The organism is Peribacillus sp. ACCC06369, from assembly GCF_030348945.1.
Lineage (GTDB): Bacteria > Bacillota > Bacilli > Bacillales > DSM-1321 > Peribacillus.
The window spans coordinates 2073952-2099281 of record NZ_JAUCEN010000002.1 but is presented as its reverse complement, the minus strand read 5'-3'; the positions used below and the strand labels follow the sequence as shown (position 1 = coordinate 2099281).

Genomic DNA, 25330 nt, shown 5'->3' with positions numbered 1-25330 from the left:
CAACTTTCTTGGCGAGTATCGTTTTGACCCAAAAGGAGTTACTACCTTAGAGTCATTACGACCGTTAAACCAATGATAGCTATCAGCCGGTTACACTTTATCGTGGTGAAAACCGGCTATTTTTGTTTCCGAATTCCCTTAACGTTGTAAATCCGCGTTTTGCTGGTGGTACCCCTTCAAGTAACCTGCCCCGTTCGTATTATTAGGTCAGCCAGATATTTCTGGTTGACCAATTTTTATATAGTTTTAATATAACGGTAGCCGGGGTAGAACGTACCTGCCCGTGGGGCTTAAGATCCCGTCAACTAAACAGTTCGCCCCCTACTTGCTTAAACATGATTTGGCTGGTTGGGACCAAGATCTCGTATAACAAGCGAAGCTATGATACTGCAAGAAGGATTAGGGGTTACCGGCAAATATTATGTTTTTGGAGGAGATAAAAAATGAATCCAGTGGTTGGTCTGGATGTAGCTAAAGGTGAAAGTCAGGTTCAAGCATTCTTGGAAAAGAAGAAGCCTTATCAAGGCAGTTTCAAAGTTACACATACCATTGAAGGATTAGAAACGCTATTTCAGTTTCTGAGAAAAATAGAAAATAAAACAGGAATCAAACCTCCGATTGTATTGGAATCCACGGGGCATTATCATACGCCAGTTGTACAGTATTTTGAGGAGAGAGGCTACTTATTAATTGTCGTTAACCCACTCATTTCTTATCGTGCGAAGAGCTCAAGTTTACGCAAAGTAAAGACAGATATAATCGATGCACGTCACCTCTGCGAGCTGTACTATAAAGAGGATTTAGAGCCTTATAAAAAACGAGGGATACAACTCTTAAATCTTCGTAATCTTTCAAGACAACACGAAAATATAACAGGTATCTATGTACAAACAAAACTACAGTTCCAGGCTGTTCTTGATCAAGTATTTCCTGAATATAGAGGGGTTTTTGGAGATTTGTATTCGGTTGTTTCTTTGCTTACTCTATTAGAATTCCCTACTTCTGAAGACATATTAGCAGTCGGTGAAGAAACTGTAGCAAATAGGATTAATGAACTTTGTCCAAGTCGTTCTAAAAAGTGGGCGAATACACAGGCAGAGAAACTTACGGCTGCCTCAGCTCGAAACCCTTTTCAGAGAACCTTATATCAGAGTCACATTTTAAGCCTTGAAATGTATATAAAAATGCTTCTAGAATACCAAAAGCACCTATCCAAATTTGAAGACGAGATAGATGCTTTGGCAAAAGAAATTGAAGAATATAAGATTATCCAATCCATCCCTGGAATCGGTGAAAAAATCGCTGCAACGATTATTTCTGAAATTGGAGAGATTGAACGGTTTAATCACCCTAAAAAACTAGTGGCATTTGCCGGAATTGATCCAAGTATCTTTGAATCAGGTAAATTTAAAGGCACAGTAAATCGGATTACCAAAAGAGGTTCTGGCAGACTAAGACACGCCTTGTATATGGCTGTTAAATGTGCCATTCGTGATTGTCGCAAGAAGAAAACGACAGATGAAATCATCCCTCGTAACAAGCGATTACGAGAGTTTTATGATAAGAAACGTGAAGAAGGAAAGCCCTTTAAAGTAGCTGTGATAGCATGTGCCAATAAACTCTTACATTGGATTTATGCACTTTTAAAAAGCAACTCACCTTTCCAAGATAGGCTAGTTTGAAAGTATAACTAAACCACCCAGAACTTTCCAAACACAGAAACTTGGAAGGTTATTTGGTATGCACAAATTTAGTATAGCATGAAATATTTTAAGGTTTTATTGAAAAATATTGACAAACTATTGGCTGGTTTAGTTACATAAGGAATTTCAGATTTTTTGCTTCAATTCTTTGATATTTTTATTATTTTACTACATTAATCTTAACAAAATAACTTGCTACTTTTCCTGATTCAAATTCAGATAAGTATTCAAGAATATAATGACCAGGTTCTGAAATGGATTGAACGGTTGATTCGGTTTCAAAACGTGGTATAACTTTATTTCGATCTCACTGTAAAAAAATATGTTCGTAGCAGTAGTTGATGCACTATTTTTATAAGTAAAATGATGGTTAGAAATGACCGTCATTTCTGGTTCATTTTGTAAATATGTATCTAGTTCATTTACGCTTTTATAAGTAAGATTTTTTGTAATACTTTTGCCAAAAGCACTATAATCATAATCTTTTGCTTTCAATTCATATGTCTTATGCTCATTTTTTATCGAAGCGGTTGGTACAGTTGGAAAATAAAAAAAGCTATAATAAACAAAGAAGAGTACTATGAATATGCCAATTAACTTCCACGTTTTCTTCATTTTATTGTTGCGAGCTTTATTCATTTAAATTCTCCTTATTGTTCAATTAATTAATTTTTTTCTCTAATCTTATTTATTCTGTAATTTTTCTAATAGTCCTTCCGTATTCAACTAACCTGCCCCGAGGAGAGCTCATTTTTAAGTTTTATAAGGTTGGCTGTCTTTCCAGTACCTTTTCTCCCTACAATTTGGTGAGGATGTTGATAGTCTCTGAGGTCGCCGACCTCTGCGAAAAACCCTGCTACTGTATCTCGACCGATTCCTGACACCTCTAACATCTGTGTGACACCTGGGATATGGTCTTAATAACTGTTCTAATTGATGATCTAATTCTTCGAATTTCATTTGAATAAAATCATACTTCTCTAGTAAAGCTCTCAACTCTAATTTCGCCATAGCTGCCCCTTGACGAATACCATCGAACGATTGGCTACTCCTTTAAGTGCTCGTATCTTCTTTAAGCCTATACTGCGTTTTACCACTCGTCTTTAAGAAAGTAAGAGCTCTTCATCCGTATACTTTACAAGTTCATGTGGCAAGGCTTCTAGCTTTAGAAAATGAATAGCTGTCTTGCCTTCCCAACTTTTGAACACCGTCAAAAATTCGGGAAAGTAACGATCAAGCCAGTTATGAACTTGTCCGTGAACGACCTGTAAATCAACGTTGAGAAGATCGCGAAGTTTTTTTGCCACTCGGAGTTCTGCATAAATTCCTTGTGGAATTGTCGGTTCGGCGTATCTTCCGTCTTTGACTAACTGTGCGATGACTTTTGCATCTTTCACGTCATTCTTTGTAGGTGAATTATCGTCTAATTCTTTACTTCGTTTAACATGTAGTGGATTGACAGATACGAACTTAATATTATTCTCTTTTAGAAGATGAGCTAGATTTAACCAGTAGTGACCGGTTGGCTCCATGCCTACAATCACTTGATTTAGATTATACCCTTTAACAAGTTGGTTAATCCAATCTAGAAACGAATGAAATCCTGCTTTCGTATTTTCAAAAAAACACGTTTTACCCAGTTCCAATCCTCTAAAATCCTGTGCTCTCGCGACATGATTGTGCTTGGCGATATCTACTCCGACTATTAAGGTTTCAGAAGTAATTTGAGAGATTTTGTGATTTTGGTTATAATTCATTGTGAGACCTCCAAATAGATGTTTTTGTCCTTTTTAGCTGGCCAGCTTAGGACACATTCATCTTATCAAGAGGTCTTTTTCCGTTCAAACCTCATTTTCAGTATTACAGGAATGCTGCCCCTTTCGTATTATAAGGTCAGCCAGATATTTAAACTGTACCCTTTGTAAAGGACGTTAAAAAAACGAAAAGAAGATGTTTGTACTCGCACGACATACTCTTCATAGCCTTCGTTATTTCAAGTTATAAGAATAAATATCGTAAAGCTACCGGACCCCAATAATAGAAAAGCCGATCATTCCTTAGCGTAGGAAAAATCGGCTTTTCTCATTCAAAAGTTTTCTTAGCGTGTTTTTTTTCCGATTTGCTGGCGGTACCCCTAATATATCTCCTTCTTCAACTCCCTCAAATCTTTATTTGTTCAACAGTAAAGTCATAAAGTATAAAAAACCAAAAAAAGTATTTAAGAAATACATCATCTACATTTTATAAATAACGATTTTACCCGCGTCAATTAGACACTAGTAAAAAGCTTACACTCTCTATTCCTTAGAGAAACTATACATGCTAAACAGCATTACCCTTACTATTAATAGACAAGGGCTGTTTAGCATGTTTATAAAAGTGTACTTTTACGTCTAAAATGTCTTTCTTCCTATTTTATATGAGGTTTGATTAGCTTCTGATGTAATCATTGTCCAAACCATATTTATAAGGGATTGTAAGATGATGATTAGTGAAATGCAATGGTAACTTTGAATGTCTTCAAATCAACATTTTTGATTTAGAGTTTAAATGGGAAAGAACAGAATGTAAATACATTATAAGAAAAAGTATGAGGTTTATATCCAAAAATAACTCTAGTGGTTGACTCGACCTTTTATTTACTTCTACTACAAAATATAGTAGCAAACAATGGCCTTGGTCTGTGCTACTAATCTTAGTATGTTTTTATTTTGTCATACTCTAAAAAATGTCAAATGAATGTCATCGTATAGTTTGCTTCAAACCAGCCGCCTGCTTCAAGCTTATTAATTCCTATTTTTTCCTTTAACTGACCAGATGTGTCTTCCGTATCGGCAAGACCGTACCAAGGTTCAATGCATACAAACGGAGCCATCGTGCCATTTGATTGATTGTAGCTCGACCATATTCCGACAAATGGAAAAGCAGCCAAGTCAACTTCAACTCCATGACCTGTCCGGTCTGATAAAAGCGAAACATGGTCAATGTGACTGTATATAAATGCATCATTCTTAAATAAAGACGCTTGAATAGAGATCGGCTCAATCGTTTCAGCCGATTCTTTTTCTTTGATCAATGATTTGGCCAGTTCATATCGCGTGACGCGTTTGCCAATGGCCGATGTAAAAGCTAACGTATACTCTTCCGCTTTTTCCTCGCTTGTGAGCGGCACGTTAAATGCAGGATGAGCTCCAATGGAAAAATACATTGTCTCTTTCTGTTCATTTTTAATTTCCCAGCGGACGTTCAGTGACTGCTCCTTCAATGCATAGTGAATTACTGCCTGAAACCGGTACGGGTACACATCCAAAAAATCATCAGACGACTCAAAGCAGAAAGAAACATGATCTACATGCTGCGCCTGAACAGTAAATCCAACATCTCGCAGAAAACCGTGCTGCGACAAGTGATATGTTTTTCCATTCAGCTTATATTGATCCTTTTTTAACCGCCCAACAATTGGAAACAGAATCGGCGACACTCTTCCCCAATGCGTGCTTTCGCCGCTCCACAGATAACTCAGCCCTGTTTTTTTATTTAGAACCTCACGTACTTCTGCACCGGAAGTGGAGATACTTACTTTTAATGCTTCATTTTCAAGGACTATCATTGCAGGCTCCTTTCTGTTCCGTTATTGATTCTTTCGCACTTATTATATAACATTGGATTTGCAATCTTTCATCTACCTTTTGAACGATATATATCTTTTCATCACAAAGTAAGAGGAAACAAAGACAAAAAAAGTAACTATTCTCGGACAGAAATAGTTACATTATGAAAATGAACATTATTAAGGTTTTAGAACTAAACACCCCAGATAAACATTAACAATACAAATAATGTTCCAATTTGGAGACGGCCTTCTCATCTGCAACTACTACCACATTTGAGTGGTTTCTTAGTACAGTAGCTGGACAGTTACTACCTACCTCTTCTGTAAACATGCGGTATATTGCTTCTGCCTTACTTTCTCCAGAAGCAAGAAGTATTATTTCTTTACTTTTTAAAATAGTTGATATGCCCATTGTGATTGCATGATTTGGTACTTCATCATAATTATTAAAATAACGTGCATTTACTTGCCGGGTTGACTCTGTAAGAGCCAACACATGTGTTGGCATATTTAGCGCTGTTCCAGGTTCATTGAAACCAATATGTCCGTTTTCACCGATTCCCAACAGTTGTAAATCCACACCACGTACTTTGTCTATTTTTGCTTCATAGCTTATAGCTTCTTGTTTCAGATTGCTTGCCATACCATTAGGAATATTTACATTTTTGCTTGGTATATCAATGTAATTAAATAAATGATTATACATGTAATAATGATAGCTATTTGGATGGCTAGATTCTAATCCAACATATTCATCTAGATTATACGTAAAAACATGCCTGTAGGTTGTTTTTTTCTTCTTATAGTCATCAATTAAAAATTCATAAGTACCAACAGGTGTACCCCCTGTTGCAAGACCAAGTGATAACATAGAGGAAGAACTTACTTTTTCAATGATTCGTCTTGCTGTAAAAGCGCTCATCTCTTCAGGATTTCTAACTTTAACAAGTTTCATCTTAACACTCCTAAATTTTTAGAAAAAATTATCGTTTTATCCTACGTTCCTTTAAATACTATTATCGAACTCAGGTCTCATACACTTTCCAAGTTGCCTAAGATTGCTGAGGTATCTATAACGCTTCTTTATTTCCAATAACTATTTTTATTTTTTGCAAACTATTTATAAGTAGGTGTTCCCATTAGGGTTCGACCGTGGGACCATTACCATGGTTTGTTACTTATTGATTAATGGCTTATAAATTAAATATTTCTTCTAATGCTAATGCAACACCATCGTGATCATTATCCTCAGTTATCAAATTCGCACATTTTTTTACGTAATCAGGTGAGTTTCCCATAGCGATTCCTAATCCGGCTGCTTCTAGCATCTCTATATCATTTATGCCATTACCAATTGCCACTACTTCACTCGCAGAAATTCCCAGCCGATTCAAGATAGGTATAATGCCAGACCATTTAGATCCAACCGGATAAACTTCCAATCGATTGCCTTCATCAAAAACATATTCATCCGTTATTTCAGCTCTAAGGGATTCACGGTCTTTAGTAGAATCAAGATAAAGGGCTAAGCGGTGAGCGTCGCGATTTGTATCAGTAAGATTAGATTGTGTAGCTTGTGGCAGTAAATGTTCAATATCAGGCTGGGGACGATTCGAACGGGAAGTCTTATATGAAAAATGAAAATAAGCACCATTGTATTCTTTCGTTTTGCTGCATAAATTAAAAGCTAACTGTGATGGTATTTTGACATCATATAATACCTCATTATTCGAAATGACAAAGCTCCCATTGTATGTTACATATATCGAGCATCTAAATTTTTCTCCATATATTTTTGAAGCAACCAAAGATCTTCCTGAAGCTAAAGCTACCAATATACCCTTTTGTTGTAACTTAATGATGTTTTCAATGAGTCTTTCTTCAAGTTGTTCATTAGAGTTTAAAATAGTTCCATCAATATCCAGAAAAACAATTCGATACATACTATCACACATCCTTATTATGGTGGACCCACTGCCTATGTCATTGGATATACAGGCGAGTAGGAAGAAGGGGGCTTAGCCCACAAGTTAAAAGAAGTTAATGTATCATTGAGTCTTCAACTTATTTAAAGTTTAGCGCCTTTTTCTCTTAATTTACTAAATTACCAGTTGCATCATAAATCCCAAGAAGTTCCGGTTTAGTTGAAAGATTTTTTACAATTGCTATTTGGGCATGAGTGACAAATATTTGAGTACGAAAAGCAAATATGGCAGTGTCACCAATTTTGACATCACGTGTATTTAATGTTCCATAGTAATCGATATTGGAGGGGTCATTTACTATGATAGGCACTTTTTTCAAACTATTTATATTTTTCCCTACAAAAGCATTTTGCATATGGGAACGCGGATAAAAACCGCCTCCAAAGACAATAGCTCGATCTTGATAAAAATGAGAAACTTCAGAAACGTATGTCATTGCTGGTCTTTCTTCTAAATGTTGGATTGCGTGTAAAGGGGTCGTACCAGTAAGAGCGTGTCCTGGCTCTCCTTGAGTTGCTCCGTTTTCTTTTAACAATTGTATCGTTGATACGGAAGTTGCACTCGGCATATTCATCTGCAAATGTTGATGTCCTCTTTGCTGAAGCAATTCTTTTGCCAGTTGCATCGACTTGACATTCTGTGTAACGGCAGGAGTATCGTTTTGTATTAATATGCAAGGAAAACTCGTTAATCCCGCTATAACAATACCATCCAACTCTTCAAGTTTCTTTACTTCTTCCTGGAGCTGATGAAGAGTAAAACCACCCTCTTGACCGTTATAAATAAAGTCACCAATGTTTGCAATGCGCAAGAAAATTTTTTGGATTCTTCCCACCAGTTTTGCAGCATCACTAACATTCTTTGCATTTTCATAGCTAAAAACGGTGATAAAATCGGGTTCGATATTTAAAATCTTCGGTATCATTCTTTTTGGCAATTGAACAAGATGTCCAACATGACCAATTTTAATTCCATTTTTGCTGAGAGTGAGGGCTTCCCACGGATCCACAGCCACTGCTTTTTCAATTCCTGCCGCAACAATAGCTTTAGCTACCAACGGATTTCGACCGAATTGTTTGGACATAAACAATAATTCAATATCCTGTTTTTTGGCTTCTCTGGCTAAAAGAGTAGCATTCGATTTTATGGTATCCAGATCTAGTACGTACGTATTTGGAGAAATAGCGCCTTGTTGATGTAGTTCTAAGGAAGCTTCTATTAACTTCGGATTGCGTTGTTGAGTTATGTCTAAAAACATTAATATCTCTCCAATCTAATTTCCTTTGTTACTTTCCTTGATATTGTAAAGACTCGTCCCGTTTTCAGTGGCATCAAGCCCTAAATATTCAGCCGCTGTTGCAGCTATATCAGAAAGTGTTTCTCTTTCTCCAAGATTCATTGGTTTAAGCAATTTATTATAGACTAACAAAAATGCTTTTTCTCGTGTATGCTGGCTATGGCCGATGGTAGGATCGTTTCCATGATCTGCACTTATGATTAGTAAATCTTGTTCCGTCATTTTTTCTACTATTGTTGCTAAATATTGATCTACTAACGAAATCCGGTTAGCATAGCGCTCTGGATCTTGAGCATGCCCAGCTAAATCTGTTTCCTGTATAGTTGCAGCAATTAATCCATTTTGAACATGGTCCATTTGATTTAGGATATCCTTCATTACTTGTTCAGTATCAACACCAGGGAATTTATTTGCCCCTTCACAATAGATCACATCCTGCATTTTACCCACGAGAGAAACTTCTACTCCCTCTTTAACAGCCAAAGTTGGCAATTGTTGATCAGGTAAAATGCCAAACCCTAAGTGCCGAACTTGATATCCCTTTTTATATACATTTGACTTTGGTGAGTTAACCCCAACCAATCCATCTTCACGAAGTTCCACTGAATTTTGTAGGTGTTCAGGTGTTACGTTCTCACCGCCTAGCGCAATTACTCGATTGACCCTCACATTTCTCCGAACACATTCGCCTATTTTTAGAACTTCCTCAAAGGATATATTGTCCAGCGGCGCACTCACATTATAAATTTGTCCAAAATCAGTCTCAATGTTATCTGCGACGATGACCAAATCATTCACCAATAAATAGGGGAGATCCCGATTAGGAATATTTACTTTATAGCCATCTAATTCAAGGGCAGTTCGAACTTCAGTCATATTATCGATAAAAGGGGCAAGATAGGCCTTTTTAGGCTTTGAGCCCATTATTTCATTATGACCTTCATAACTATCAGCACCATGGTGCATAAGTTTTAATACACCGTAGCTGGCCAGGTTTTCTTTCTTTTCTAAACTTGGATGATTCAGGACTTTATTAATTCCTAACTTTTCAAAAGTAGGAATCCGAAGTGATGGAACGGCATCTAAAATGTGATAAAAGGTGTTTGCACCAACATCTTGGGGATGATATTCTACTGCATCATCCATATAACCAACACCTAAACTGTCTAAAATTATAACGATTACTCTTTTATTCATTAGTTATTACTCCTCCATCTAGTGCAGTCTGACCCAAAAGTCACTGACTTTTAGCTTGAGCCTTATGAATGGATTGCGTTAATATCCTGATAATCGTATCTGTTCCACTTCTTAGTGGATTGATCCGAATCATTTTTTTATTTAAAGTAGGATCTGATGTAAGAAAGGTATTTGAAACTCTATAGAACATAGGAACAAATTCATACTTGGATTCGGCACCTACTGGATACGGGGCTGCCCCAAGTTCGTTTGCATAATGGAGTACGTCTTCTGCGATTGGTTCCGTTAGCTCTACTAATACTACTTTTGATTGCGCATTTGCTAAGAAAGCACGTTTTACACCTGTTACTATCCCTTGATTAAGATTTGATACTAATTTTTCATTTACTTCAGCTTGAATGGCTAACATAACTGGAGCATAGACAAGCCCACGTAAAGCTTCTAGCGCCTCATAACCTTGTACCTGGCTACCACCAGAGTAGTTCATTTTTTCTATTTTTCTAATCAAGTCTGCCTTACCAATTATGAGACCGATTCCTTCTGGACCTAACAATTTAAATAATGAGAAGGTTGTCAAATCAGCACCAGCTTGAACCCCTACTTGTTCTACTTTCATTGTTGCATAATTATCATCAGTAAGGATGTAAAGAGAAGGATTCATTGAACGAATGTGCCCAATGACTTTGCCTATATCGTAATGATCATCCATTTTTTGACGTGTATGTTGAATGAGTGCGCCTTTTAATTCAGGATGAAGTTGAATCACTTTTTTCACTTTCTCTTTTTGATGAAAGTCAACAAATATCGCTTCTATCCCCATGCTATCTAGCGTTGTCTTGCTTGTTGGATAAATGGGTGCGTCATGGACCAAGATTTGGTCGCCTGGTTTCAAAAAACTCATAAAACCATATCGTAGTGCTCCAGTTCCTGCGCCTCGTACAAACAAGGCTCTTTCGACATGAAAAAAATCTGCCAATATTTCTTCTACCTTTTTTGTATATTGGGGTTTATTCACACCTCTCACAACACCTAAATCTCCAAGCGAAAGTATTTCATCACCTCGAAAATAACGAGTAATGATATCAATTAACTGAAATTGCTTTTGTTGGGCTTCTTCCATTGAAAGACTTTTTAAAGGGAATGTTTGCATTTTATCACCTCATTGATTCATAAATACCAAGGGATTTGTGACTAACATTTTTTCAATAGAATCATCTGTTAGTCCATGGCTAGTAAGTAAAGGAATGAAGGAGTCTAGTAAAAAGTTGTAACCTAGCCCACCTTTATATTCCAGATGTGATTTTCTTGTGATATCCATTGAAAGGAAAACATGATCGATATATCCTGCATCCTGAATTTTTTTCAAGATTTCTGCACGTGTTCGGTCAGGCATATAGCTCTCTTTTCCTACAGTATCAAACTCAACATAAACACCATCTTTTAACATTTTCAATATATAATCAGCATCCCCAGTTAAATCAACATGACCAATAACAACACGATTTAAGTCGACATTATGCTTTTTAAAGAAGTCTACTTGTTCATGTCCCAATGTACCAATTGAGGTATGAGTGGTTATAGGTTTTTTGGTTTCTTGATGGGCAATTACAACCGCTTCAAACACTTTTTTCTCTGTATCTGTCCATACGTTATAGCTTGTTCCGATTTCACCAATGATTTCTGCTTTTACTCCCGTTCCCTTAATTCCATGGTTGATTTCATTAATCATTCTTTCAACTAATTGTTCCCGTGTTTCACGAAATACCTGGATTGGATAAAATTCCTCTTGATAAAAACCAGTAGAATAAATAATGTTGATGCCACTTTCTTCAGCTATCTTTTGGACAAACGGGATATTCCTTCCCATTCCAAAAACGGTTACATCTACAATGTTTCTAACACCCTTTTCATATAATTTTTTGTATTCTTTTAAAGTTTCACTAAAGACATCAAGTTGACAATCCTCTGTATTTTTAACTTCTGATAAATCAATCGTAGTATGTTCGTGCATAAGAGTAATACCGTCCATTAACACTAAAATCACTTTCTTTCATAAAATTTTGATTGAATTGATTTAGTTTTGTTGATAATTAGATGCGTAGTTTCTATTAACTAATGAATACCTCCCCCATTATTATCTTTAAAATAATCACGGAAGAGGTATTCTCTTTTCCTTTATTTAGACCATAAACCAAATAAATGAAGAATATTCACTAAGATACCTAAGGCAATAACCCCTACTGGTCCAACTGCTAATTCCACTAATGGCTTTTTCGCTATACGATTAAGCAGATAAAAGCCCATTACCCAGAAGAAGCCCATTCCTGGTGCAATTTTTTCTCCTGCCATCGCACTACCAATTAAGATAGCCATCCCGAGAACATCAGCTAAGGACGTACGAATGTGTTCTCCCATTTCTCGTACACCAGGCAATTTATCCATGCTTTTTGTAACAACAGATAACAGCATAACTTCCCCATACATAACGACTGCACCAACAAAAAATGCTAGAATCGGCATTTCTCTAAAAATGATCCCTACCACAAACACCATAGTTGTACCGGCTAATCCATATACACCTGTCACAATGGCAGTCGAGAATACTAAAGGTATAAATCCTATGGCACGTGCTAAAGTTGCTATTGCTGCTTCCGAGTATTTCCCATCATTAATTAAAGCTTGTGGCATCGCGTCAACCGCAAGAATCATCTGGGCTGAAACTAATGCAACCAAGCCACCCATAATCGCAAGCAACCAGCGATTTTTTTTAATTCTGTTCACGCGTTCTGTAAATATATTAACTAAATCTGCGTTTGTAGTACCTTCCCCACCTTTTACTCTTGCTGCAAAATAAACCATCATAAACATCCCAAATAATAAAGACATTCCTTCAGGACTTAATGCAATTTTGTAGCTTGAAATAGTAAAAGTTCCAAAGCGAGCGAACAATAGATAAGAAATAAATGTAATGCTAGCAGTAATTACAGCCTTCTTAAAACCATGCTGGTAACCTACGGCTACAGCAGGGAATACAGTAAATGCAATAATAATAGGTGTACCTACTAGACTTAAAGAGTCAAGGAAGTTAATAGGTAGTTTATCAAAAAGATCAACAACAAATTGTAGTCCAAGGCATACACCAATACTATAAACAGCACCTACGACACCAGAAATGATTATGCCCTTTTTATTGTCAGGTGACCATATTCCGATAATGTCACATGCAAGTAAAATACTATGCGCAATAATGATTGTTGCACCTATGGATAGCGGGATACCAAACCCAATAATTAATCCAAAGCTTAACGCAAAACTGGTTGCTGCCAATTCTTTTCTGGTAATGCGGCCTTCTAAAAACTCTGGAACAATTGGACGTAAACCGTCATTAAAAACAGCTACACCTCGGTTAACAAGAATGGAACCCATAGAACCAAGAGCGGCTATGGTTATTAGTTGCATGATAGTAAAATCCAAAAGTACTCCCCCTGATATTTTTTTTATTTATTAAGTAATGCTGGAACTAAAGCTTTTAACACATTAGCGGACGAAGGGGCAGTAAAGCCAAAAGCGATTTTCCCACTATTAACTTCTTCAAGAATTTCTTCTTGATTCTTAACTTTACTTGGGGAAGCAAGTGCTACACAATGATCATGTCCTAAAAGTGCTAATGCCATAGCAAGCGCCCCACCAGACCCTGTTTCACAAGCTCCAACATAATAATCAACCTGTTTATTTTTTAACGCCATTACGGCTTCTAAATCACTCTTAACACTTACTTCAACCTCACTTCCTCCTAACTCCTTGATTTGCTTTTCGATTGTTTGCTTATTTAACTGTCCACCTACTACAATTTTGATCATTATTAAAACCTCCTATTGATTTTTATCTAGTACTTGATGTAGATGCAGATAGAAATAATCCTGTTCTTCTTTAGGAATTCCCTGAGGAAATCTATTATTAACAAATTTGATAATTTCCTCTATTTCATTTTTATAAGGTGTTTGTCTGATTTCTACCATAATCATTTCAAGTGGTCCTTCTATAGATTCCTCACATTGAATCCTTGTTAATGCCATGCACATATGTGTCCAAAACATATCGGATTCAGATAAATCGGTCTTTTTGTACTTTTCTGACATTAAATCAAATGTTTCGTTTGTAATGTCATAGGCTAAATCGGTAATAATCTTATTGTCTTTTAATATATCTAATTTTTGATTCATTTCTGCTTTATTCAATTTCACATACTCCAATCTACTGTATTTAGTATTTTGATAAAAATATTTTAGAAATTTCCTCGATATTTTTAATACCGAGGAATCTTTTCTCCTGTTTCAACAAGTGCTTGAACTTTAAGAATCATTTCTTTGGTTACACAGTTCCATTTTTGTTTAATTTCATCTTCCCTGTTACCATCAATAACTATGACAGCTTCGGATGTGTCCAATGACAATTGCCGAGCTAAAGGTGATTGAAACTCTACAGCTCTAAAGGTTTCAATCATTTTTTTTTCATCCACATTCCAAATAGTTGCATCTATCTGTTTGGCATGTAGCATATCAAACAACTGCATATAGTTTACATGAACTAACTGAACGTCCATGCCCTCAACTTCTGCAAACGTTAATCTGCTTTGGTCAAGGGATTCAATGTCCAAACCGATTTTCATTCCTTGTCTAATTCTAGTTTCACTCGAATTAGACAGAAACACTTTATGAGCTGATACATAACTATTATGCGTAAGCTCTTCGAATATTTTTAAATTTGGAAACTGTAATATTTGTGCTTCTGCAGTCAATTTAGAAACAACTGCGAAATCGCATCTTTTCATACGAATGGATTCAATTCGATTAATTCCCCCCCGGATAAAAGTTAAATTGATTCTTTTACCTTTTGATTCGAAGGCTTCAACTAACCCTGTTGCCAACCCTTCATATTTGCGTGAATAAGGAAGCGGCATGGATCCAACCAAAGGTGCAATACCAGCAATTTCAAGTAACAACTCATCATCTTTTCCTAATAAAAAGGTTCCAAGATGACCACGCGCTTCCAATTTAATCGCTTTCATTTCTTCTAACAAATTAAGAGCGCTTTGAATGGTCCCGCGTCCAAATGAAAGTACTTCACAAAAATCTGAAACCCGGGGTATTCTTTTGCCTATCTCTAGTTCTATCAACACTTTGGCTATATTTTTAGCAGCTAACCCATTTTTAGAATAAAATTTATCCCACATAATCAACTTCCTATAACAAATTAAATATACTAAATTTAGTATATTGCAAGTGTAAACGTTTTTACACGATTTCACAATAGTTTTTACTACTTTTTTAAAAAAATTAGATTATTCACTCTAATTCCCAAAACACATTTAAGCATATGTACCAAGTAATCTCTCTATAAATACACTTCACGAAAAAAGTGAGTATATGCCAAACCTTCGTAATTTAACAAGACAACACGAGAATTATGTAAAGGACCCCCACTAATTAAACGGAGTTAGTTAAGCAGGTTAAACCTACCATTCAGATGATTTACCTTTTTAAACAGAAATAAGCCACTCTCAATCGAGAAGGGCTTTTTATTAAGATATATCCAGAGGGGTTTTTTGTAAAATCTAGATGGAGAATTAATTAGTTCTTTGAGTTTACAAATAACTTTGAAGGAAGTGTTACCTTGACTGCAGAAATATCCAATCAATCGCCCAATAAGGATCAAATCAATCACACCAGTTTCCGGCAGAAGAATCGCCACCTGTTTGTAATATACTATTATTATTGATAAATTTTCTATAGAGGAATAAGGAACATGGCCTTTTCTCTAAAAAATGCCCATTCCTTATAGCCGATTTCTTTGAGTCTCAGTCTTACCAATTCAAAATCATCAGCTACACGGTCCGGGTTATGTGCATCTGAACCAAAGGTAACCTTTACTCCGTAATGTAGTGCCATCTCAAGGATATCATCTGCCGGGTACCAGCCCCCGGAGTATTTGGTTTTACCGGACGTATTTACTTCAATTGCAATATCATATCCTGCAATAACTTTTAATGTATGTTCTATAGCCTCCGTTTGAATTGAGGAAAAAGAAGGATAAAAACCCTTCATCGCATCAATGTGGCCAAGAATCTGAAACATCCCGCTCTTGGCGGATTGTTCTATGAGTTTATAATATGTTTCTTTCGTTTGTAATTTTTCTTTATTCGAAAGACCATCCCACCGGTCCTTCTTAAATATGCTTATGCCATCCACATGGTGTACGGAACCAATAATATAATCAAATGGGTAACGTTCGTAATAACTACGATAATTTTCTACATGTTCCGGAAAAAAGTCTGATTCCACACCAAGCAAAACTTCAATCTTCCCTTTATACTCTTCTTTAAGCTGCAGAACCTCTGATACGTATTCAGGAAATTGGCTTTTGCTCATGGCGATAAGAGGATAACGCTGATCTTCTTCACTTGTAAAATATGGTGAATGATCAGATATACCAATCATACCTAGCCCATTGCGGTTAGCAGCTTCAATATAATCACGAATATTCCCCCGAGCATGTCCACAGCGTTGGTGATGGGTATGAAGATCAAATGGATTCATTTTTTAGTTCCCACCTCTATCAAAATAAATTTCATTTCAACTTATATCGTACTCCCCAAGGAAAACAAATTAACATTCCATCAAAATTAGAGTTATAAACAAAATCCCCGACTCCTAAAAAATGAACAAGGAATATTAAGTTTGTTTTATTGACGAATTTCATTCATCTAAAATGTGAAAAATCTATCTTAAATCCACCATGTTACAATCATGGGAAAGTGTGTGTCTTGTTTATGCAATGAACCACTGCTTGCTCCCCACACATGTTGTGGAGATCCCTCTCCAATGAATTCAAACCTAGGTTTCGTGATAACTTACCAGGAAGTTTCCTGTGTGGGATTAGAAATAACTGTAAAGGCGTGCAAGTGAATCCAGATAATCACCATATTCAATCGAATGACCGCTCTTTATCTTGATATTAAGAATATCAGTATCTCCATCTATTTTCCAGCATCAGAACTGTTTCCAAGCTCCCGTCTAATTTGGTGAAGGTTATCTTTTAATATACCGTGAAGGGAAAGTCCGCCTGTATTACATGAAGTTTCCAGGTTATCACTTCGTTTTTCCCTCCTCGTTATTTTACGGTACCGATTCTGAAACCACATGTTTATACCCCCTGCACATATTTCCTTTATTTCCAGACACTTGAGTTAGCCAGGATTCAAAAATATCAGCCATTAAGGGATCATTATTATGAGGGGAAAATTCACCAAGATGCTTTGGATTCAGCGTTAATGATTGGAATGTAAGCTGGTTGTTCAGACGCTAAAAAAAGTTCAGAAGGAAGCGATACCGATACGATTAAAATTGGGGCTAACATGGAATTATCCGGTGCTATGGCTTGTTATGGAGAATTTCTCGTTGACAGGATCTAAGGGTGTACCTCCAAGTTTTACTATATACATTCCAAGTGAAAAAAAAGGCGTTTATATATTGTCAGCTTTCCGCCAAAAGCGCAAGATGAAGCTACAGATATTAGCTTGGGGTATTACCTTGCATAAAGGGACTCAATTTAGTTTGGCTTGGGCACCTTCTCTTTTTAACAAGCACGCAAAAAACCGCTCTACCTATATAGGTATGAGCGGTCTTCGTTTTATTTAATAATAGCATTCTCCTCCACAACAGTGGTTATGGACTTTTGGTTTGAACGCATCAAGAAAAAGTAGGATACTCCGCCTACTGCTATCCCTAAAAACCAGTTATAGGTATAGAGAGAATGTAAAGAAGGTACCACTAGTCCTATCAAGGCAACAATTACACCCATTGACATTGCAATAAACGCCCGCGGGTTCCACCCGTTACGGTATGTATACTGCCCATCCTTCACGAAGAAACTATTTAAATCATATTGACTGCGTCTGACAAGGAAATAATCCACGATCATAATTCCTGATACTGGTCCTAATGTTCCTCCTATAGCACCAATGATATTAAAAATCGTGCCTGCGTTGTTAAACCATAGCCAAGGTGCAAAAAATACACCAATCACTATAGAAATAATTCCTGCTTTGACAAAATTGAGCTTTCTTGGAAACAAGTTAATAAGATCGTATGCCGGCGAGACAACGTTAGCAACAACGTTAACGGAAAGGGTCGCTATTAGCAGGGAAAATGCCCCCAATAATACAACAATAGGATTATCAAATTGGACTAGTAGTTGTACTGGATCTGTTATCGGCTTTCCGAATGCAATAATTGTTCCTGCCGTGATCATGATACTCATAAATGCAAAAAACGTCATCATAATGGGTAATCCTACAGCCTGGCCAATGACTTGATCTCTTTGGCTTTTTGAAAATCGAGTAAGGTCGGGAATGTTTAAAACTAAGGTTGCTAATACACCAATCATCCCCGTAACTGAAAGAAAAAAGCTTTTCCAGAACTCATCTCCAGTAAGGGTACCAGGAATGGAGAAAAGCGGCCCAAAGCCATTTGCTACATCAACTGCCCAATACACCAAACCTAAACCTAATACAATGACTAACGGTCCAGCCCACATTTCAAAACGTCTAACCCTCTCCATCCCATGAGAAATCACCAAAGCATGGAGCAACCAAAACGTCCCAAAGCCTATCCAATCATTAAGGCCCATTCCCCAAAAAGAGTAGTCTCCAAGAGAAGCCCATCCAGGATAAAGTACAGTTATTACAGCACCAACTGCTTTACTCCCAGCATACGCCTGCACAGCAAACCAAAAAATGGCCACGAACGCCCGAGTTAATACTGGTATATGTGCCCCTTTATATCCGAATGAGGCTCTTATCAAAACAGGAAAGGGCAAACCATACTTTGTACCCGCCGCACTGTTTAACCAAATGGCCGCAATTAGCGCTACGTTTGCAAAGATAACTGCACCCAATGCCTGCCATACACTCATTCCCATAGCAATTAAACTTCCGGCAAGCTCATAAGAAACGATATTGTGTATCATTCCCATCCAAATCATTGAGTAGGATATCCAATTCCATGTTCTCTTTTCTTTTGGAACCGGGGCAAGATCTTCATTGTATAACGAAGGATCTGGATTGATGACGCTGTTAGAATTTGAATCCATGAATATCTCCACTCCTTTTTCATTTTATTGATATATATTGATGTAAGAACTTTTACAGTTCACCCATTCGATTAAAAATGCAATAATTCATTCAAGGGATGTATAATATAATTTCTGTTCTGCCTAACAGTCAATATCACTGAAATCCCTGTTATGCTTTTAAAAAATGGGCAATTTCACTAGTAAGTGAAATTCGCCCAAAATTAAATAAAATTGATATAAACTATCTATCATTTAACAAGTGTGAAAACTCTTTAATTTTTGTGCACAAAACCAATTAATTTTTTATTTTGTAGTTGTTTGATTCCGTCCAAAGTTCTCCAATGCCCCAACATATTCTTTTTTCTCTGGATATTTATAAGTTTTTAGTTTACTTGTTTTCTTTCCTAGATCAACAATTGCTTCGGCGAATTTCACACCCGCTACAACTCCATCGATAACGGGAACTCCTAATTCTTTTTCAAGGCTATCCGCAAATTCTGCCATACCAGCACATCCAAGTAGAATAGCTTCTGCATTATCTTCCTCTACCGCTCTTTTCCCTTCCTGCCTTAACATTTCAATTCCTGCTTCTGGATCTCTCTCAAAATCTAATACGCCCATCGGTGTCGTACGGATGTTTAGTACACGTTTTTGCATACCATATGAATCAACCAGGTCTTCTAACATTGTTTTAATTCTAGGTAAAACTGTGACCACGGAAAATCTGGCAGCAAGCATTGATGCTAAAAAAACGGAGGATTCCGCAATGCCTACAACTGGTTTATCTGTTACTTCTCTCGCAGCATGCAATCCAGGGTCTCCCCAGCATGCTATAACAAATGCATCTACTCCTTCTTCTTCTCCCTTTTTAATTTCCTCAATTACTCCTGGAATGCTTAAATATTCATCATAGTAGGATTCAATTGAAGCCGGACCCATTTTAGGACTCACTGCAACAATTTGAGTATCAGATCTTGCAGCTGACTTAGCAGCATGTTCAATTCCCTTTGTCATTGCCAAAGTGGTATTCGGGTTGATAACTTTAATTTTCATAACCATTTTCCTCCTAGAATTTAGTGAATTTATTTTATAGCTTTTTCCACGGACCCAAATTTCTTAATTTCCCGCTATATTCTTTCTTTTCAGGAGATTTATAAGTTTTTAGTTTGCTTGTTTTTTCCAAGGGTCAACAATTGTTTCTATAAACTATCAATCACTACTACACCATCAATTTCAGGTACCCCAAGTTCTTTCTCGAGTTTATCGGTTAAATCCGCCATACCGGCACAACCTAGTAACTTACCTTCCTCAACTGAAAGTGTAGTGCCCTCTACATTTCTTTTGTATTATCAGGAGTACTCCAGAAATACTCAAGTATTCCATCATAGTAGGCTTCAATTGATGCGTGACCCATTTCGGGTACCGTAATGATCTGTATGTCCGATCCAGCTCACTTTTTGACCTGTGTACAATGCCATTCGTCATTTCTCGGGTTAATTACTTTAATTTTTATACATTATCCCTCCTTCGTAAATCCTTGACTTTTTATATTAAAATTTGCATCGGTAATTTCAGGCTGTTCATATATCTTGCAAATCCAATATTTCATTAAGGTATAGTACAAAACCATAGAAATTAACAATGCTGTAACAAATCCATAATCAGGAAACAAAAGAACTGACAAACCGGATGGAATGTATGCAATGATGGCTGCGGGATTAACATTTTTCCAATACTTATATTGACCATCGACTTTATACAGTTCATCTAAGTTCAGCCTGCGTTTTCTAAGCAAATAATAATCGGTAAACATAATACCTACGATTGGGGCTAGTGTGGCTGTTATAACCATTAGAATTTGAGGAACAAACTCCGCATAATTCCATGGTTGAATAAGTAATCCAATAATCCCTGCTATTATCGCACCCATCGGAAATGATATCTTACGTGGGAATAGGTTTACTATGATATAACCTGGAGGCAATAGATTCGCACTAATATTTGTAGACCATTGAGCTAAAATAACAAAGGCTAAACATACAATTAAAAGGAAAGGGTTATCTTTTCCCATTGTTTGGATCATAGCATCAATTGGATTCCATGTTCCCGTTGCAACCCCACTTGTTAAACCGATAATCGTAAAGAGTAGCATTGATCCTACCAAACCAAATGTATGTGCCCAAAAACTTCCTTTATTGACTTTCCACCAATTAGGCTCACCACTACCAGTTTTTGTCTTTAAGAACCGGGTAAAATCCGGGGCATTTAAAGCCATCGTAATATATGTTCCCATCATTACGACGACAGCATAGCCCATTGAAACACCACCGTCACCCCCATGGGAGAAAATCTCACTGAATGTTAAATGATGCTGTTTCATAATATATACTTGTAAAATAATACCTATAATTAAAATACTAGGAGAAGCCAGCCATTCAAATTTTGTAATAGCTTCCATTCCCATGGCAGTGTTAATGATTTGCACTACACCAAATAAAATAATTAACAATTTAAGGTTCGAGTAACCCGTTAACATTTCCATGATTGCATCCAAGGCATATGCACCCATCCATGTTTGAAAACCAAACCAGAATACCGCTGGAACGGCACGTACAATACCTGGTATATGGGCTCCTAAATAACCGAAGCTCGCCCTAATATAAACCGCATATGGAATTCCATATCTCACCCCAATATCCCCTAATAATGTTAAAAGAATAGAGACAATTAGATTACCAAGGATACAAGCTATGATGATTTGCAGGGGTGATAATGCTGGATAAAGCTGAGCCGCTGTTATGGGGGTTACTAGTTGTACAGCTATCCCAACCCATAAAATAAAATACGCTATTGCGGACATATTTCTTTCCTTGTTCACTGTCGGCATGATGTCTTTTCCCTTTAAACTAATCCCCTTTTCATTAACGTTATTCAAAGAAATTACCTCCTTTTAATTTTTCCTTAGAAAGAAATCTTCTTTGAAGTTCTTCATAATGTTCCGATTGATTCTCTCATAACAGGACATTTTGTTTGTGTTACTAGTTTTTATTGTGATGATTGTCTAAGAGCAAAACCATTTCTAATACTTATGGAGAAAATAACGTTGATGTTGGGGCCTAACATCAATAATTCACCTTCAAATAGTTAATTAACAATTATTTTTCCACCTATCAGTAAGTATTCTAAGATTCGAAGTTTTGAGATTTAGTCCACTTCATTTACCTTCAATAGGTGTTACTAATTCCTTTGTTCGTGAAATCTAAAAACGTTATTTTTTTAAAATTAAGAATTTTCCGAAAATAAATGTTATAATTATTCAATTGTATGGCAGTCCATACAGACCGCCATACAACAGTTTATATATGTTTTATAATTGATTCATACAGTATCTTAGTTCCAATGAGAATATCATCTATTTCCGCCCACTCTTTTGGTGAGTGGCTTATACCATTACGGCAACGGACAAACACCATTCCTATTTCTGTTATTTCCGCTAAAAACATCGCATCGTGTCCTGCACCGCTAACGATAATTGGTGCATCTATCTCCAGCTCCTTGCATGATTGTTTTAAGCAGTTGATTAGATTTTCAGAGCATTTCACAGGAACTGTAGCCATGTTTTTTTCAACCTGATATTCCAATCCTCTGGTTTTACTTACAAGTTTGATCTTTTCTTCTATTTTCTCAATAATTTTGTTTCGTCTCTCCAGTTCAATATCCCTGATATCAAGGGTAAACTCCACTGATTCAGGAATAATATTACTTCCTCCAGGAAAAGCCGCTATTCTACCAACAGTGCCGACTGTGGGAGCATTTGGATCGTTCATACAAAGAGTTTCTACTTCTTTAATGACTTCCGCAGCCCCGACCAGGGGGTCTTTGCGTAGACTCATAGGAACAGTCCCCGCATGGCCAGCTTCTCCAACTAGCCTTACCTTGAACCAAGAAGGACCCGCAATCCCACTTACAATCCCTATTGGGTAATTATTCTTTTCTAGATATGGCCCTTGCTCAATATGCATCTCAAAATAATGTTTAATGTCACCAATCTCCCGTATAGATTGCTGGGTAAAATCAGGATCTATCCCAAAGCCAAAGGTTTTTAGCGCTTCATATCTAGTTACATTGTTATCGTCAACTTTTTGTAAATCCTCTGGTTTTACCTTTCCAACCATGCCTCTACTTCCGAATAATCCATCATTAAACCTTGAACCTTCCTCTTCACAAAAAGCTACCACTTCAATTGAATGTTCATGAACGACATTTGCCTCGGATATGGCGTGGACAATTTCAATCCCTGCCAGTACTCCAATAACCCCATCAAACTTACCGCCATTTCGAACAGAATCAATATGAGAACCGATCATTACGGAAGGAAGGCTTGGTTTTTCTCCCTCTTTCCGTCCAATTAAATTCCCAAAATGATCATGAGTAACAGTAAGGCCGGCCTCTCTCATCCATTCAGAAACTAGCAGGGTAGCTTCTCTATCTTCTTTGGATAATGCAAGACGTTGTACGCCCTTATCTTTCGTCTTTCCTATTTCACCTAGTTGTTCTATATGGATGCGTAACCTTTCTTTACTAATAGTTACTGTTTTCATAGCGTCCTCCATTTTTAACTTTAAACCTTTCTTAACTCGTTCGTTTTCTCATAATCTATTTCCTCTGAATCAGTAATCGTGACTCCATATTCCACTAGAGCTTTTTCCCTTGTAATAAATCCATCTAAATAGTCTGATAGAACTTTCTCAGGCTCCCTTTCAAGTGGATTGCCATAACCTCCTCCACATGGGCCTACTAATTGAATGGTGCTTCCGGATTGAGCGTGTCTATTAGGGAGCTTGGAAGGCAATTGGACGAGTTCATTAGTTTCATTGTCCCGAATAGACAAGCTTCCGACATAGCCGTCTTGCCCGTCTTCAAATCCCCACGGTGCATATTTATGTCCATCCGCTTCAACAGAGAAACTTCCATCAGCCAAGAAACTGACCTCACGAATGGATCCTATTCCTCCGCGCCACTTCCCTGGAGCACTTTCATTATCTCTTAGCTCATATCGATTTACTCTTAGAGGATAGTGAGATTCAATATCTTCTATCGGATTATTTCTCGTGTTAGCGTATAAAGTATCTACTGCATCCATTCCATCCTTGCCGTAGCGACCTCCATAGCTCCCTTCCATGATATCCATATAAACCCAGTAATTCTCATTACTTTGACCGCTGAATGCCACAACCTGAAGGTTACCGACACCAGCACTGACCTGATGCGGAACAACCTGTGCTAAAGCTTTCATTAAAGTATCAGCAACTGCATTCCCAGAATTGAATCGAGCAATCGTCGGCGCAGGAAAGATTGGATTACATAATGTACCTTTCGGTGCCACAATCTTAATTGGCCGGATTAACCCTGAATTTTGCGGGAAATTCCCATATACTGTGGAATCTAGTAAGATTGACCGTAATGTAAGATAGATAGCAATATCGACTGTTCCTAATAATGGCATATTGATTGGTTTGTCAGTCACTTGAGGAGATGTCCCAGTCAAATCGACTGTCAAATTACTCCCATCAACCTTCACTGTTACATTGATTCTTAAATCTTTTTTAGCAGGATCGTCACTGTCTAAATATCCATCCAAAAAACCTTCAGCAGTGTATTCTCCATCTGGCAGCTTTTTAATGGCATCCCGCATCATTTTTTCTGAGTAGTTCATCAGTTCTTCACTTGCTGCTTGAACGGTGTCTAATCCATATTTTTCAATAATCTCTATATACCTTTGTGCACCGATTCTAGCGGCTGCTATTTGGGCTTCCATATCACCAACGACTAATTTCGGAGCGCGTATGTTATCTTTCAAAATATCCCATACATAACGGTTTTTAACACCTTGGTCATAGACTTTTATAGCTTTAAATTGAAGGCCTTCGGCATAGGCATCTACCGCATCTACGATCCCACAGCTTCCTGGAGTTGATGATCCTATATCTAAATGGTGTGCCGTCGTAACAGAGAATCCAATTAATTCGTCCTTATAAAACACCGGAATACAAAATCCTACATCTGGACCGTGGGAAGCTCCATGATATGGTGAATTATGCATAATGACATCACCTTGATTGAAGGTATCGTTGCGATCCTCCATGATTTCACGGATCCCCTTTATATATCCCGGAATCGGACCAGATTGAAGAGGTGTACTGTGAGAGGACTCACATAGCTGTTGTCCTCTGACATCAACTAGCGCACAACCAAAGTCTTCAGATTCCCGAATAATACTGGAATAAGACATCCGGGCAAGCTTGTGTCCCATTTCAACCGCAACATTTTCTAAAGAACCTAGAACAACCTGAACCGTAATTGGGTCGATCTGCTTTAAGTCAGTATGGATTTTTGACATAAA

The 25330-nt window shown here is 37.2% G+C and carries 21 protein-coding genes and 1 pseudogene; 2 read left to right on the top strand and 20 right to left on the bottom strand.

All coding sequences use genetic code 11. The features are described 5' to 3' along the window. Positions 1–443: 443 nt before the first annotated feature. On the top strand, positions 444–1682 hold the full coding sequence (locus tag QUF78_RS11165) for an IS110 family RNA-guided transposase (RefSeq protein ID WP_289324650.1): 1239 nt from the start codon (positions 444–446) through the stop codon (positions 1680–1682). 216 nt (positions 1683–1898) lie between these two features. On the opposite strand, the gene QUF78_RS11160 is transcribed toward QUF78_RS11165, so the two are convergent. The 15 genes and pseudogenes from QUF78_RS11160 to QUF78_RS11090 all read right to left on the bottom strand — a co-directional run bounded on the left by QUF78_RS11160 (position 1899) and on the right by QUF78_RS11090 (position 16996). Next, positions 1899–2342, bottom strand: a complete 444-nt coding sequence (locus tag QUF78_RS11160; protein WP_289324689.1) for a hypothetical protein — start codon at positions 2340–2342, stop codon at positions 1899–1901. Between the two features lie 128 nt (positions 2343–2470). After that, positions 2471–3460 (bottom strand): annotated as a pseudogene (locus QUF78_RS11155) (IS110 family RNA-guided transposase); the annotation flags it as partial. Between the two features lie 974 nt (positions 3461–4434). Then, positions 4435–5313, bottom strand: a complete 879-nt coding sequence (locus tag QUF78_RS11150) for an aldose 1-epimerase family protein (RefSeq protein ID WP_289324688.1) — start codon at positions 5311–5313, stop codon at positions 4435–4437. A 214-nt stretch (positions 5314–5527) separates the two neighbouring features. Beyond that, positions 5528–6271, bottom strand: a complete 744-nt coding sequence (nagB, locus tag QUF78_RS11145) for a glucosamine-6-phosphate deaminase (RefSeq protein ID WP_289324687.1) — start codon at positions 6269–6271, stop codon at positions 5528–5530. Between the two features lie 238 nt (positions 6272–6509). Then, positions 6510–7259 (bottom strand): HAD family hydrolase, encoded by a 750-nt coding sequence (locus QUF78_RS11140; protein WP_260357368.1) that lies wholly within the window; start codon positions 7257–7259, stop codon positions 6510–6512. A 148-nt stretch (positions 7260–7407) separates the two neighbouring features. Beyond that, a complete protein-coding gene (locus QUF78_RS11135; RefSeq protein WP_289324686.1) occupies positions 7408–8559 on the bottom strand; it encodes a YhfX family PLP-dependent enzyme in 1152 nt (383 codons plus the stop codon). Between the two features lie 15 nt (positions 8560–8574). Next, positions 8575–9795: a phosphopentomutase gene (locus QUF78_RS11130; protein ID WP_289324685.1), complete on the bottom strand. Its 1221-nt coding sequence runs from the start codon at positions 9793–9795 to the stop codon at positions 8575–8577. Positions 9796–9835: 40 nt separating this feature from the next. After that, a complete protein-coding gene (locus QUF78_RS11125) occupies positions 9836–10915 on the bottom strand; it encodes an aminotransferase class V-fold PLP-dependent enzyme (RefSeq protein WP_289324684.1) in 1080 nt (359 codons plus the stop codon). Between the two features lie 39 nt (positions 10916–10954). Further along, a complete protein-coding gene (locus QUF78_RS11120; protein WP_289324683.1) occupies positions 10955–11824 on the bottom strand; it encodes a phosphotriesterase family protein in 870 nt (289 codons plus the stop codon). Between the two features lie 146 nt (positions 11825–11970). Continuing rightward, the gene (locus QUF78_RS11115) at positions 11971–13269 is read right to left on the bottom strand and encodes a YhfT family protein (RefSeq protein ID WP_260357360.1); all 1299 of its coding nucleotides are present in this window, start codon (positions 13267–13269) and stop codon (positions 11971–11973) included. A 23-nt stretch (positions 13270–13292) separates the two neighbouring features. Next, positions 13293–13655: a DUF2620 domain-containing protein gene (locus QUF78_RS11110; protein WP_260357359.1), complete on the bottom strand. Its 363-nt coding sequence runs from the start codon at positions 13653–13655 to the stop codon at positions 13293–13295. Between the two features lie 12 nt (positions 13656–13667). Beyond that, positions 13668–14033, bottom strand: a complete 366-nt coding sequence (locus tag QUF78_RS11105; protein WP_260357358.1) for a PRD domain-containing protein — start codon at positions 14031–14033, stop codon at positions 13668–13670. 68 nt (positions 14034–14101) lie between these two features. Continuing rightward, positions 14102–15028 (bottom strand): GntR family transcriptional regulator YhfZ, encoded by a 927-nt coding sequence (gene yhfZ, locus QUF78_RS11100; protein WP_289324682.1) that lies wholly within the window; start codon positions 15026–15028, stop codon positions 14102–14104. A 553-nt stretch (positions 15029–15581) separates the two neighbouring features. Continuing rightward, on the bottom strand, positions 15582–16391 hold the full coding sequence (locus QUF78_RS11095; RefSeq protein ID WP_289324681.1) for a histidinol-phosphatase: 810 nt from the start codon (positions 16389–16391) through the stop codon (positions 15582–15584). A 440-nt stretch (positions 16392–16831) separates the two neighbouring features. Beyond that, the gene (locus QUF78_RS11090) at positions 16832–16996 is read right to left on the bottom strand and encodes a hypothetical protein (RefSeq protein ID WP_289324680.1); all 165 of its coding nucleotides are present in this window, start codon (positions 16994–16996) and stop codon (positions 16832–16834) included. Positions 16997–17252: 256 nt separating this feature from the next. On the opposite strand from QUF78_RS11090, the gene QUF78_RS11085 reads away from it, so the two are divergent. Further along, complete coding sequence (locus QUF78_RS11085; RefSeq protein ID WP_289324679.1) at positions 17253–17492, top strand: hypothetical protein; 240 nt, start codon at positions 17253–17255, stop codon at positions 17490–17492. Here QUF78_RS11085 and QUF78_RS11080 read toward each other — a convergent pair. The 5 genes from QUF78_RS11080 to QUF78_RS11060 form a co-directional block, all read right to left on the bottom strand. Then, the gene (locus QUF78_RS11080) at positions 17485–18945 is read right to left on the bottom strand and encodes an NCS1 family nucleobase:cation symporter-1 (protein WP_289324678.1); all 1461 of its coding nucleotides are present in this window, start codon (positions 18943–18945) and stop codon (positions 17485–17487) included. The two genes, QUF78_RS11085 and QUF78_RS11080, sit on opposite strands and share 8 nt — an antisense overlap. A 285-nt stretch (positions 18946–19230) precedes the next feature. After that, positions 19231–19980 (bottom strand): aspartate/glutamate racemase family protein, encoded by a 750-nt coding sequence (locus tag QUF78_RS11075; protein ID WP_289324677.1) that lies wholly within the window; start codon positions 19978–19980, stop codon positions 19231–19233. A 463-nt stretch (positions 19981–20443) separates the two neighbouring features. Further along, positions 20444–21814 carry an NCS1 family nucleobase:cation symporter gene (gene ncs1 / locus QUF78_RS11070; protein ID WP_289327295.1) on the bottom strand — a complete coding sequence of 457 codons (1371 nt, stop codon included), beginning with the start codon at positions 21812–21814 and terminating at the stop codon, positions 20444–20446. Positions 21815–22283: 469 nt separating this feature from the next. Next, on the bottom strand, positions 22284–23528 hold the full coding sequence (locus QUF78_RS11065; protein WP_289324676.1) for a Zn-dependent hydrolase: 1245 nt from the start codon (positions 23526–23528) through the stop codon (positions 22284–22286). Positions 23529–23548: 20 nt separating this feature from the next. Further along, positions 23549–25327 (bottom strand): hydantoinase B/oxoprolinase family protein, encoded by a 1779-nt coding sequence (locus QUF78_RS11060; RefSeq protein WP_289324675.1) that lies wholly within the window; start codon positions 25325–25327, stop codon positions 23549–23551. Positions 25328–25330 lie beyond the last annotated feature (3 nt).